The sequence below is a fragment of the Cupriavidus sp. 05T42 genome (genome assembly GCF_056396345.1).
The window spans coordinates 323,252-335,704 of record NZ_JBFTLH010000005.1 but is presented as its reverse complement, the minus strand read 5'-3'; the positions used below and the strand labels follow the sequence as shown (position 1 = coordinate 335,704).

12 protein-coding genes and 1 tRNA gene are annotated in these 12,453 nt (G+C 66.7%); 9 read left to right on the top strand and 4 right to left on the bottom strand.

What is annotated here, in order from left to right:
* Positions 1-1,263 carry a TIGR03862 family flavoprotein gene (locus AC1EJR_RS09505; protein WP_441643859.1) on the bottom strand — a complete coding sequence of 421 codons (1,263 nt, stop codon included), beginning with the start codon at positions 1,261-1,263 and terminating at the stop codon, positions 1-3.
* A gap of 157 nt (positions 1,264-1,420) precedes the next feature.
* Between AC1EJR_RS09505 and AC1EJR_RS09500 the strand changes: the two genes are divergently transcribed.
* Together AC1EJR_RS09500 and AC1EJR_RS09495 are read left to right on the top strand one after the other, a co-directional pair.
* Positions 1,421-2,530, top strand: coding sequence for an acyltransferase family protein (locus AC1EJR_RS09500; RefSeq protein WP_441591920.1), 1,110 nt, complete (start codon positions 1,421-1,423; stop codon positions 2,528-2,530).
* Positions 2,531-2,585: 55 nt separating this feature from the next.
* Positions 2,586-3,179, top strand: coding sequence for a DUF1415 domain-containing protein (locus AC1EJR_RS09495; protein WP_092292271.1), 594 nt, complete (start codon positions 2,586-2,588; stop codon positions 3,177-3,179).
* A 24-nt stretch (positions 3,180-3,203) separates the two neighbouring features.
* On the opposite strand, the gene AC1EJR_RS09490 is transcribed toward AC1EJR_RS09495, so the two are convergent.
* A complete protein-coding gene (locus AC1EJR_RS09490; protein WP_092292273.1) occupies positions 3,204-4,046 on the bottom strand; it encodes a class I SAM-dependent methyltransferase in 843 nt (280 codons plus the stop codon).
* A gap of 262 nt (positions 4,047-4,308) precedes the next feature.
* On the opposite strand from AC1EJR_RS09490, the gene AC1EJR_RS09485 reads away from it, so the two are divergent.
* From AC1EJR_RS09485 to AC1EJR_RS09470, 4 genes are all read left to right on the top strand, one after another.
* Positions 4,309-5,922, top strand: coding sequence for a DUF342 domain-containing protein (locus tag AC1EJR_RS09485; protein ID WP_092292275.1), 1,614 nt, complete (start codon positions 4,309-4,311; stop codon positions 5,920-5,922).
* Positions 5,923-6,112: 190 nt separating this feature from the next.
* Positions 6,113-6,568: a response regulator gene (locus tag AC1EJR_RS09480; protein WP_441591923.1), complete on the top strand. Its 456-nt coding sequence runs from the start codon at positions 6,113-6,115 to the stop codon at positions 6,566-6,568.
* A 296-nt stretch (positions 6,569-6,864) separates the two neighbouring features.
* On the top strand, positions 6,865-7,143 hold the full coding sequence (locus AC1EJR_RS09475; RefSeq protein ID WP_454756900.1) for a type II toxin-antitoxin system RelE/ParE family toxin: 279 nt from the start codon (positions 6,865-6,867) through the stop codon (positions 7,141-7,143).
* A 13-nt stretch (positions 7,144-7,156) separates the two neighbouring features.
* Positions 7,157-7,447 (top strand): HigA family addiction module antitoxin, encoded by a 291-nt coding sequence (locus AC1EJR_RS09470; protein ID WP_092292279.1) that lies wholly within the window; start codon positions 7,157-7,159, stop codon positions 7,445-7,447.
* Positions 7,448-7,548: 101 nt separating this feature from the next.
* Here AC1EJR_RS09470 and AC1EJR_RS09465 read toward each other — a convergent pair.
* Positions 7,549-7,624, bottom strand: a tRNA-Thr gene (locus tag AC1EJR_RS09465).
* Between the two features lie 179 nt (positions 7,625-7,803).
* A complete protein-coding gene (locus tag AC1EJR_RS09460) occupies positions 7,804-8,871 on the bottom strand; it encodes a porin (RefSeq protein ID WP_092292281.1) in 1,068 nt (355 codons plus the stop codon).
* Between the two features lie 680 nt (positions 8,872-9,551).
* On the opposite strand from AC1EJR_RS09460, the gene AC1EJR_RS09455 reads away from it, so the two are divergent.
* The 3 genes from AC1EJR_RS09455 to AC1EJR_RS09445 all read left to right on the top strand — a co-directional run bounded on the left by AC1EJR_RS09455 (position 9,552) and on the right by AC1EJR_RS09445 (position 12,398).
* The gene (locus tag AC1EJR_RS09455; protein WP_092292283.1) at positions 9,552-10,388 is read left to right on the top strand and encodes an NAD-dependent epimerase/dehydratase family protein; all 837 of its coding nucleotides are present in this window, start codon (positions 9,552-9,554) and stop codon (positions 10,386-10,388) included.
* A gap of 52 nt (positions 10,389-10,440) precedes the next feature.
* The gene (locus tag AC1EJR_RS09450; RefSeq protein WP_255370759.1) at positions 10,441-11,298 is read left to right on the top strand and encodes an SMP-30/gluconolactonase/LRE family protein; all 858 of its coding nucleotides are present in this window, start codon (positions 10,441-10,443) and stop codon (positions 11,296-11,298) included.
* A 131-nt stretch (positions 11,299-11,429) separates the two neighbouring features.
* The gene (locus AC1EJR_RS09445) at positions 11,430-12,398 is read left to right on the top strand and encodes a TRAP transporter substrate-binding protein (RefSeq protein WP_369823397.1); all 969 of its coding nucleotides are present in this window, start codon (positions 11,430-11,432) and stop codon (positions 12,396-12,398) included.
* The last annotated feature ends 55 nt before the right edge of the window (positions 12,399-12,453 follow it).

Here is a 12,453-nt window from a genome sequence, read left to right as displayed (position 1 = left end):
TTACATACCCATCAGATAGTTGGCCGCGCCCAGGCCGGCCATCCGCCCACTGGCGAAGCAGGCTGTCAGCAGATAGCCGCCGGTGGGCGCCTCCCAGTCCAGCATCTCCCCCGCGCAGAACACGCCCGGCATGGCGTTGAGCATCAGGTGATCGTTCATCGCCTCGAACGCGACGCCGCCGGCCGTGCTGATGACCTCGTCGATGGGCCGCGCGCGCACCGGCCGCAGCGGCAGCGCCTTGATGGCCGCCGCGAGGGCGACCGGATCGTGCATGTCGGCCTTCGACACGCCTTCATAGAGCAGCCCTGCCTTGACCCCGGTAATGCCGAGCTTGCTCTGCAGGTGGCTCGACACCGAGCGCGAGCCGCGCGGGCGGGCGATCTCGTCGGCCACGCGCGCCGCGCTCATGCCGGGCGCCAGGTCCAGGCGGATCTCGGCGCTGCCATCCCGTTCGATGAGATCGCGGATCGGGGCGGACAGCGCGTAGACCAGGCTGCCTTCGATGCCGGTCGCGCTGATCACGAACTCGCCCTGACGATGCAGCGGCGTGCCGTCCGGCGCGGTGACCGCCATCGCCACGGATTTCACCGGCTGGCCGGCGTAGCGTTCGCGGAAGACATCGGACCAGTCCACATCGAACCCGCAATTGGCGGGGCGCAGCGGGGTGATGGTCACGTCATGTTCGGCGAGCCAGGGTACCCAGGCTGCGTCCGATCCCAGTCGCGCCCAGCTGCCGCCGCCCAGCGCCAGCACCACGGCTGGCGCCGACACCGTCGATTCGCCCGCCGGCGAGGCGAAGCGGAGTTGGCCTGCATCGTCCCAGCCCAGCCAGCGATGTCGGGTGTGCACGCGCACGCCCGATTCCCGCAGCCGATGCAACCATGTGCGCAGCAGCGGCGCGGCTTTCATCTCGGTGGGGAAGACACGGCCTGAGCTGCCGACGAAGGTGTCGATGCCGAGCCCGTGCACCCAGGCGCGCAGCGCCGGGCCGTCGAACTCGGCCAGCAGTGGCGCGATGCGGTTGGCCCGCTGCCCGTAGCGCGCCAGGAAGGCCGGCGCGGGCTCGGAATGCGTGATGTTCATGCCGCCCTTGCCGGCCATCAGGAACTTGCGGCCGACCGAGGGCATGGCGTCGTAGACGTCTACCGCGACGCCGCGCCCGGCCAGCGCCTCGGCCGCCATCAACCCGGCCGGCCCGCCGCCGATGACCACGGCGTGGGGCGTGCCAGACGGGGCGGATGCTGAAATGGAGGAGGCGGACATGGGCGGTTGCCGGTTGGCGGAGCAGGGGGAAGAGACGCGGGACGCCGCGCATTATAGGTGACAGCGCCCCGGCACCACGACCGTGCGCGGACGTGCGGTGGCGCACAGCGGGCGCTCCCGGCGCCGGCCAGACTCGTGCGAAACAGGGGAGGCTTCCATGAGCTCAGCACCGCGCAATCCCACCATCGACATGTGCAGGGGCATCGGCATCGCGCTGGTGGTCTTCAGCCATGCCTGGGCCTTGCCCGATCCGGTGTATCGGGCGATCTACTCGATGGCCTTTCCCGCCTTCCTGCTGCGGGCCGGGCTCGTGTTCCAGCCCTCGCGGGCGGTGGCCGCGCCGGCCTCGCACCTGTGGGGCAAGTTCATGCGGCTGGTGGTGCCGGCCTGGGGCATGGGGCTGGTGCTGGCGGTACCTTACATCGTCGCGTGGGCGCTCGGCCGCTTTCCCCACGATGAGTTCACCATGCGCTTTGTCGGCACCATGACCGGGTCCGCCATCAACGAATGGAATTTCCTGAGCACGCCGCTGTGGTCGCTGTTCTGCCTGTTCTGGCTGGACGTGGTGGCCACCGCGCTGTCGCGGCTGGGCCCGAGCGTGGCCGGGGCGCTGATGACCAGCGTTGGGCTGGTCTGGATCGTCTTCACGCAGGGTGGCGGTACGTGGTCGGACGTGAACCCGGTGGAGTGGCCGTTTTCGCTGCGCAACGTGGGCTGCGCCATGGTGTTCTACGGCGCCGGGCTCTGGATGGGCGGCGGCAAGGGGCCCCGTGCCGCGGCGGTGGGGCCGATGCAGTTCACGCCGGCCTCGCTGACCATGCGGCGCGCCCTGCTGCTGGTGGTCACGCTGGCGGTCTGGGTGCTGGCCGTCCGGCATGCGCCAGATGTATTGAATGTGTCGCGCAACCGCATCGGCACCACGCCCATGGCGATGGCGATGACGTTGCTCGCAGCCTTCGCCGGCACCGCGCTGCTGTGGCAGGTGGTGGTGCTGCTGCCGACCTCCCGCGCGGTGGTTTGGCTCGGCACGCATACGCTGCCCGTGTTCGGCTTCAACTACCTCGTCAACAAGATCGTGTTCGAGACGGCCACCCGCGCCGGCGTGGAAGTGGCGCGGCTGGGCAACTGGTGGTGGGTGCTGGCGCTGATCGAGCTGGGGCTGCTGTGCGCCATCGCCTGGATGCTGGATCGCATGGGGCCCATCGGCGACCTGTTCAATGGCCGGCCGCTCAAGCGGGTGGGGCGAGAAAAGGCGCGCATGGCCTGACTTGGGAGGCAGGGGCGGGGCGTAGAATGGCGCTTTGCCAGCCGCTGTCCCCGCCATGCCTGCCTTTCCTGATTCCGCCGATGCTGCCGATGCCACCGATGCCCAGATCGTCGAGGCCGTGCGCCATTGGCTGTCGCGCGCCGTCATCGGCCTGAACCTGTGCCCGTTCGCCAAGAGCGTCTATGTGAAGGATCAGGTGCGCTACGTGGTCAGCCCGGCCATGGGGGCGGAAGACCTGCTCGAGGAACTTGAGGGTGAACTGCGCGGGCTGGCGGACGCCGATCCGGCACAGACCGACACCACGCTGCTGATCGTGCCGCACGCGCTGGCGGACTTCCTCACCTACAACGACTTCCTGTATTTCGCCGAGCGCCTGCTGCGCAGCCTGCGGCTGGCCGGCACACTCCAGATCGCCAGCTTCCACCCGGACTACCAGTTCGAAGGCACCGAGCCGGACGACATCGAGAACTACACCAACCGCGCGCCGTATCCGATCCTGCACCTGCTGCGGGAAGACAGCATCGCGCGCGCCGCCGAGGCGTTTCCGGACGCCGCCGATATCTACGAGCGCAACCAGGCCACCATGCGGCGGCTGGGCGTCGACGGCTATCGGCAGTGGATGTCGGAAAAATCCCAAGACGAAGGCTGACCCCAGCCTGCCCGGGCGGCCCCGTCAGGGCGCGGTGAAGAACCGCTCGCCCATTTCCTCGAGTCCCAGCGTTTCCAGCACGTTCTGGAGCCGGTCGGCCGCCCGCTTGCGCGGCAGGTCCTTGTACTGGGCGATGATCAACTCGTTTTTCATCGAATGTTCCCAGCCCACCAGTTCGGTCACGCTGACCTGGTAGCCGTGCGCCTCGAGCTGCAGGCAACGCAGCACATTGGTCACCTGACTGCCGAACTCGCGCGTATGCAGCGGATGGCGCCAGATCTCCGTCAGCGGATTGCCGGCCAGCAGCTTGCCCTTGTGCTTGCGCAGCACGCTGGCCACCTCGGCCTGGCAGCACGGCACCAGCACGATGTGGCGTGCCTGCCGGGCCAGGGCGAAGCGGATGGCATCGTCCGTGGCGGTGTTGCACGCGTGCAGCGCGGTCACCACGTCCACCGTGGCGGGCAGGGCGGGCGAGGTGATGGATTCGGCTACCGACAGGTTCAGGAACGACATGCCCGGGAATTCCGCGCGCGCGGCCAGCTCCTGTGAGCTTTTCACCAGCTCCTCGCGGGTCTCGATACCGTAGATGTGCGAGTTCTTGCCCTGTTCCTCAGGCAGATCCTTGAAGAACAGGTCGTAGAGGATGAAGCCCAGATAGGACTTGCCGGCGCCATGGTCCACCAGCGAGACGGCGCCGCGCGCGTCCGCCACCTCGCGCAGCAGCGGCTCGATGAACTGGAACAGGTGGTAGACCTGCTTGAGCTTGCGGCGGCTGTCCTGGTTCATCTTGCCGTCGCGCGTCAGGATGTGGAGTGCCTTGAGCAGCTCGATGGACTGGCCGGGACGGACTTCGTAACTATTGGACATGGAGGGCAAAACCTGCGGCGGGGGACATCGGAGGGCGACAGTTTACCGAAATCCCGCCGCCCGGCCCGTCATCGCCCGATTTCCGGGGGGCTCAGCAGGAGTGATACCCCACTTTTGTGGGCTAAAGTTCACTCCGCCCGCTGCCGTTGATCAAAGATCGACGACAAGCAGAGTTGGCGGCAGCAAACGGCGATCCTTGCGGAAGGATCGGGGCCACGGCCCGGCCGGACTGCCATCGCCTGCCACACAGAAGCGGGGACACATGACAGCCGACGCCGGACTACGCCTGGAACTGAGCCAGCCAGGGGACCACGTACGCGCGTGCTTTGCACCGGAGCCGGGACGCCTGCCGCCCGACCGCGCCACCCTCGAAGCCAGCCTCGAGGAACATGGCTGGCGCGGCGCGCGGCTCGACCAGGGCGCGGTGAACGCCTTCCTGACCCAGTGCCAACTGGCTGACGGCGAGGTCGACGGCGTGATCGGCAGCCTGCTCGACGGGGCCTTCGAACTCGAAATCACTGCTGACAAGCTGTCCCTGCTGCTGACGCTGATGCCGCCCGAGGGCGGCCGGGCGATCAATATCGAGGACATTGCCGCCGCGGCGACCTCGATGAACGTGGTGGCGCTGCTCGACAAGGCGGCCATCGAAGTGGCGCTGGAGGCCGGCAGCTGCGAAGGGCGCGAAATCGCGCGCGGTGTGGCGCCGGTGCAGGGCCAGGCAGCGCGCTTCGACAGCCTGGTGCAGCCGCGCAAGCCCGCGCAGACCGAGAACGAGGACGACCGCTTCGACCTGCGCGACCTGGGCAGCCTGCTGCTGGTGAACCCCGGCACGGCGCTGATGCGCCGCACCCCGGCCCGCCCGGGCCAGGACGGCATGGACATCCTGGGTAAACCGATCCCGGCTGACCCGATGATCGATACGCCGTTCGCCGCGGACCTGACCGGCGTGGCCATCGACCCCAACGACCCGCTGCTGCTGCTGGCCGTGATCGCCGGATCGCCGCGCGTCCTGCCGAGTGGCGTGATCGTGAGCCCCGTAGTGGACGTGGAGGCGGTGGACCTGCACTCCGGCAACGTCACGTTCGACGGCTCGCTGCGCGTGTCGGGCGACATTCGCACCGGCATGTCGGTCCGCGTGACCGGCGACGTGGTGGTCAGCGGCACGATCGAGGCGGCGCACGTGGAAGCCGGCGGCGACGTCATCGTCAAGGGCGGCATCATCGGCAAGGCCGAGACCGCGCACGGCGCCGATTCTGGCGAGATTGCGAGTGTGCGCAGCAAGGGCGCGGTGCATGCGCGCTATATCCAGAATGCGATTGTCGAGGCGGCTACCGAGGTCGTGGTGGAAAGCGGCATCCGCCAGAGCGACGTCTCGGCGGGCGAGCGCGTCACGGTGGGCAGCCCGACCGGCCAGGGCAGCATCAGCGGCGGCCGCACACGCGCGCTGGCCAGCGTCAGCACCGCCATGCTAGGCGCGCCAGCCGGCACGGCCACGACGGTGCAGGTGGGCCTCAACCCGTTTGCCGACCAGCAGAAGGCGGAGTTGGAGGAGCAACGGCGCAAGATCCTGGAGGAGCAGGCCAAGCTCCAGCAACTGGCCGCGTTTTTCGCGAAACATCCAGAGCGCGCCGTCGGCGACATCCGCGAAAAAGCGCGCGCGACGATGTACAAGATCAACCGAGATTTGTTCGAACTGGACGCCGAGATCGCCAAGCTGACCGAGCAGATGAAGCCATCCGACGAGGCGGTGATCGCCGTGGGACGGCGCATTCATGGCGGCGTGACGATGCAGGTGGGCCACAAGATCCTCAAGGTGATGGAGGACAAGACCGGTGGCCAGGTGCGCGTGGTGGACGACCGGATCTCGGTGACCTGACCGGCGTGGTGTTACGGCGGATTGGGCGGACGTTACGGCTGTCGTAACATCGGTACGGCGCCGCCGGCGCGCTTTCCCGGCGGCGGTCTTCCCTTGTCCGGCAAGGGTTTGCGGGCCGATCGGCTTGCCCTTCTTCCTTTGGCATGGCCCTTGCGGATGGCTCCCCGGCAAGACCAACGGGGAGACAGCCATGCGCGCGATCATCATCGACAGCCAGCCGCTGGTGCGGATCGGCATCCTGCGGATGCTGGAGCACCTGCCGGACATCGGTCCCGTCCTCAGCATCGACCCGGAGGCCGTGGGGACGCTGGCGGTGGCCGACGAGCGGGTGCTGGTGGTGTACGGCATGTCGAGCGAGTCCACCGACAACTGGGCGCTGCTGCGCCGGCTGCATCGCAGGATGCCGCAGGCGCGCATCCTGCTGCTCTCCGACAACATCTGGCTGCACGTGCCGTCATCGCTACAGGTCTGCGGGGTGATGGCGCACGCGCCGAAATCGGCCTCGATCGAACGGCTGGAGGCAAGCATCCGGCACCTGCTGGGCGACACGGGCGCCATGCCCCAGCCGGCACCCCGCTCGGAAGCCTGGCAGCCGCTGCATCCACCCCACGCCATCGTCGTCCCGGCGGCGCGCCGAGCATGCTGAACGACGCCCGCTGAACCACGCTCACCATGGCGGGAAATCTGGACTAAGCTGGAAGCGTGTCCTGGGGTGCCGCAGGATCCGCGACAGCTAGTTCCGGGCAGCGAATGAAGACGCGGTCCAGCACACTGCGAAGGCGTTACGCGGAACCGGATCACGAGGCACTGGAATCAGAAAAGCCAACCTGCTAGCGGGTTGGCTTTTCTTTTTGGCGGGTCGCGAACGTGGCGATTGAGAGGAGATCTTTGCGTTACGTAACCCTAGGGGTTACACTCTCCGCCGACGATTGCCGTCTCACCATGATTCGCTCATTTGCGCACAAGGGTCTCGAACGCTTCTTCACCACAGGCAGCACGGCGGCGATTCCCGCGATGCACGCCAAGCGGTTGCGGCTGATCCTGGCGCTGCTGGACGGGGCAGCCTCGGCGCGCGATATGGATGCGCCCGGCTTGCGACTGCACGCGCTCAAGGGCGACCGCGCGGAGCTTTGGGCCGTGACGGTGCAGGCGAACTGGCGGGTGACCTTCCGGTTCGAGAACGGGGACGCGCACATCGTCAACTACATTGACTATCACTAGTGAGAGGGGCGCCATGCGCATGCACAATCCACCGCATCCGGGCGAGTTGCTTGCGGAGCTTTGGCTCGAACCGCTGCGGCTGACGATTACCGATACCGCCGCGGCGCTCGATGTTTCGCGGAAGACGGTTTCCGAGATCGTGAATGGCCGGGCTGGCATCACGCCGGAGATGGCGGTTCGGCTTGAACTGGCGTTCGGCAAGAGCGCCGAGTCTTGGCTCGCGCATCAGGCCGCGTACGACCTGTGGCAGGTGGACCAGTACCGCAGCGAGCTGCGCGTGCGCTCGCTCCAGCCCGCGACCTGAGCTTCGCCCCAAGTGCGCCGCCCATGAAAAAACCCGCAGCGCTTGCGCGGTGCGGGTTTTTGAAGGCGACGCGGAAAAACTGGCGTCGCCGGTAATGCTGTTGGTGCCGAAGAGAGGAATCGAACCCCCGACCTTCTCATTACGAATGAGCTGCTCTACCGACTGAGCTACTTCGGCAACACCGTTGAGTGTTTGCAGCGCCTTGCGTTGCTTGCGAAACAATCGAACTGAGCCCGCAATCTTAGCGGTGAGTTTTGGGTTTGGCAAGACCCCTGTGCAGATTTTTTGCGCGATTCTTGCTGTGGCAACGCCGCCGGAACAACACGGAAAGCCGGCGGCGCGCCACAGGCGTCACATCAGAACTTGTGGCGCAGGCCTGCCATCACGCCAACCCGGCTGCCGTGGCCGTAGAAGGGGGTCTGGAAGGTGGACTGGCCGCCCAGCGTGCGCCAGGCGTCGGTCAGGTTCGTGTAGTCGGCTTCGAGGTACACGTCCGTGCGCTTGCTGAACGCGTAGTCGAGCATCAGGGCGCCGGTGAAGCGGTTGCCGGAGTCGTCGCCGTGCTTCAGGTGGTCGTAGGTGCCGGTCGCGATCACGGACCACGCGTTGGTGAACGCGTATTGCAGGCCCAGGTAGCCGGCTTGGTTCTTGTAGCCGGCGTTGTCGACGTTGCTGTTGGTGTAGCCGAGGTAGACCGTGGCCGGGCCGACCTTGTAGGTGCCGCCGAGCGTCCAGACCTTCTGGTCGCTTACGGGTACGGCCACGCCGTAGTACGCCGCCGTGTCGCGCATGATCTGGTAGCCGCCGCCGACCATGAACGGGCCCGAGGCGTAGCTCACGCTGGCGCCCGTGGAGGACGAGTTCGAGAAGCTGCCCGCCACCTCGCCGAAGGCGTGCTGCGCCGCGATCGAGAACCCGCCGAACCGGCCCGAGTACTTGATCATGTTGTCCTGGCGCACGCCGCCGGTGTAGTTGCCGCCCTGGAAGCCGACGATGGCGAGGTTGGCCAGCGCCATCGCGTCGTAGCTGGCGATGACTTCGTGGATCACGGTGAACTGGCGGCCCAACGTGACCGTGCCGAAGTCGCCCTGCAAGCCGACGTATGCCTTGCGGCCGAACAGGCGGTTGCCTTGCAGGCTCTGGCCGGCGTCGGGCGAGAAGCCCGATTCGAGCACGAACAGCGCCTGGTAGCCGCGGCCCAGGTCTTCCAGGCCGTACATGCCCCAGCGGCTGCCGGTAAGCACGCCGTCGGTCATCTGGACCTTGCCGTTGCCGGCGGCGGATTCGTTCGAGGTGTAGCGGATCGTGGTATCGACAATGCCGTACAGCGTGACATTGGATTGCGCGTGGGCGGGCGCCGTGGCGCCCAGTGCGGCGGCGCCGAGTGCTGCGGTAGTGAAGAAGGGCGCGAGGGCTCGCTTCATGGTTTGCGTCTCCATCCTGGCTCGTTATCGGTTGTTGTTGCGGAATGGCCGGTGCCTGTTTCTTTGTGGACTTCTGCGACGTCCTTGGCTCAGGCGTTGACCTGCACCGGCGTGGCGTGAAGGCAGCCCCGGACTGGCTATCCGGGGCGCCGGGACCGCTGATTTCCGGGGTTGGGAAAGGCAACCCAAGTCGTCAGATGTCCTATGACATCGTACCTTACAGAAAAATAACATCGCAAGACATAGGACGAGACATTAGTCAGCGCGCAACACTAGAGCCGCCTGTCAGTTTTGCGGGAGGATGGTCGGATGGCAGACATTTCGGCATCTCCGTCGAGATGCCGTCGTCGATGCAGGGACGATGCACGAAAGCCTGGACGCTGCCGATGGATTTGAGCCAACCCATATGGATGGCCGATCTCCGGTCGATGGGTCTCGCCGGCCCCTGTCAAAAGACACCGTTTTCAAAGCACCAAAATCATCCTAAACCCCAATACGCGCCAATCCGTTTCAGTTGTCTGCAAACTAAAACTTCTAGGGAATTCACTGACGTTGCACCGCCTTGACCGCAGGTTGACGGACGATTAGATTCCAGTCACGTTGTATGACGACAGATCAATCAACCTATCCACATATCCCGCGAGGCCCTTGGCGGGGCCACGCCAGCGCATCCCGAACCTATGTCCCTCGCCCCCAAAGATCCGCTCGACGGTGTCGTCACCCGTTGCCATCGCATCCTGCTGACCGGCGCGGCCGGCAACCTCGGCAAGGTCCTGCGTGACCGCCTGAAGCGCTATGCCGATGTGGTGCGTATCTCCGATATCGCCGACCTCGGCCCGGCAGGCGCGCAGGAAGAAGTCGTGCCCTGCGATTTGTCTGATCCCAAGGCCGTCCACGCGCTGGTGGCGGGCGTCGATGCCATCGTCCATCTGGGTGGCGTGTCGGTGGAGCGTCCGTTCGAGGAGATCCTGCCGGCCAATATCCAGGGCACCTACCACCTCTACGAGGCGGCGCGGCGCCATGGCGTGCGGCGCATCGTGTTCGCCAGCTCCAATCACGTGATTGGCTTCTACAAGCAGGGCGAGGTGCTCGACGCCGATTCGCCGCCGCGCCCGGACGGCTATTACGGCGTGAGCAAGGCGTTCGGCGAGCAGCTGGGCAGCTTCTATTTCGACCGCTACGGCATCGAGACCGTGGCGCTGCGCATCGGCTCGTCGTTCCCGGAGGCGAAGGACCGCCGCATGCTGGTCACCTGGCTCGGCTACGACGATCTGGAGCAGCTGATCAAGCGCGCGGTCTTCGTGCCGGAAGTGGGCTTCACGATCGTCTACGGCGCCTCGGCCAACCGCGATAGCTGGTGGGACAACAGCAAGGCGGCGCGGCTCGGTTTCCGGCCGGTGGAGTCGTCGGAGCAGTTCCGGGCCAAGGTGGAATCGGTGCCGCCGCTGCCGGCGGATGATTCGGCGGGCTGGTACCAGGGCGGCGCCTTCGTCAAGGCCGGCCCGTTCGGGGACTGACGCCGTGAGCGACCAAGTTTCGCAAGTCACCCCGATCGAACGCATCGGCAACATGCGCTGCGGCGTGGGCGAAAGCCCCGTCTGGCACGCCGCCGAGGCCGCGCTGTACTGGACCGATATTCCCGGCCGCACGCTGTGGCGATACGACCCGGCCAGCGGGCAGACCGACCACTGGAGCCTGCCCGAGATGGCCGGCTGCATGGCGATGACGCCGGACGGCGGCTGGCTGCTGGCGATGGAGACCGGGCTGTTCCGTGTGGCCCGGCTGGTGCCGGGGCAGGCCACACCGTCGCTGCAACGCGTGGCCACGGTCGACCATGCGCGCGCCGGCATGCGTTTCAACGATGGCCGCTGTGACCGCCAAGGCCGCTTCTGGGCCGGCACGATGGTCATGGACATGTCGCTGGCCGCGCCCGACGGCAAACTCTATCGCCATGACCCCGCCACCGGCGCACTGGACGTCATGCGTGACGAATTGATCACCCCCAACGGGCTCGCCTTCAGCCCCGATGGCCGCACCATGTATCTGTCCGATTCGCACCCCGCGCGGCAGGCCGTGTGGGCGTACGACTACGACACCGACACCGGCACGCCGACCAACCCGCGCCTGTTCATCGACATGAACCGCTACCCGGGCCGCCCCGACGGCGCCGCCGTGGATGCCGAGGGCGGCTACTGGATCTGCGGCAACGACGCCGGGCAGGTCCACCGTTTCACGCCCGACGGCCGGCTGGACCGGTCGCTGGCGGTGCCCGTGGCCAAGCCGGCGATGTGCGCGTTCGGCGGCGCCGGGCTGGACACCCTCTATGTCACGTCGATCCGCACCGATGACACCGATCCGCTCTCGGGCGCGGTGTTCGCGCTGCAACCGGGCGTGCGCGGCCTCGAGGAGCCCACGCTGCGCGCCTGACACCCGTATTGCCGTATCACCGCATTGCTTGCCCGCAAGCCCCAAGTCTTGAAGTCTTGATCGAAAAACTACAAATCCGGAGGCACTTCATGTTTTCTACCCAACTCCCGCGCGCCCGCCTGGGCGCCCTGATGGCCGCCATGGCCGCCGCTGCTGCCACCTTGGCCACCGTGGCGATGCCGATGGCCGCGCAGGCCGCGGACATGCGCTCGGCTGACATCCACCCCGAGGACTACCCGACCGTGCAGGCCGTGCGCCACATGGGCGAGTTGCTCAAGCAGCGTTCCAATGGCCGGCTGACGGTCAAGGTGTTCGCGCAGGGTTCGCTTGGCAGCGAGAAGGATGCGATCGAGCAGACCAAGATCGGCGCGCTCTCGATGGTCCGCGTGAACTCGGCGGCCATGAACAACATCTGCGAGGCGACCATCGTCCCGACGATGCCGTTCCTGTTCCGCTCTACCGACCACATGCGCCACGTGCTGGACGGCCCGATCGGCGACGACATCCTGAAGTCGTGCGAGAAGAACGGCTTTATCGGCCTGGCCTGGTATGACAGCGGCTCGCGCTCGATGTACACCACCAAGCGCCCGATCCGCACGCTGGCCGATGCCAAGGGCATGAAGATCCGCGTGCAGCAGTCGGACCTCTGGGTCTCGCTGTTGGAGGCGATGCACGCCAACGCCACGCCGATGCCGTGGGGCGAGGTCTACACCGCGCTGAAGACCGGCCTGGTCGATGGCGCCGAGAACAACTGGCCCAGCTACGAAAGCTCGCGCCAGTTCGAGGTGGCCAAGTACTACTCGCTGACCGAGCACTCGATGGCGCCCGAAATGCTGCTGTTCTCGAAGGTGATGTGGGACCGCATGTCCAAGGATGACCAGGCGATGGTCCGCCAGGCCGCCAAGGACTCGGTGCCGTACATGCGCAAGCTGTGGGACGAGCGCGAGCTGAAGTCGCGCAAGATGGTGGAGGCCGCCGGCGTGCAGATCATCAGCGTCGACAAGACCTCGTTCCAGGCCGCGATGAAGCCCGTCTACGACCGCTTCATCACCAGCGCCCAGATGAAGGACCTCGTGCGCCGCGCGCAGGATACGAAGTAAGGGCCCCATCATGCTTTCGTCTTCCCCCACCCCGGCCACGCCGGTGGACGGCACG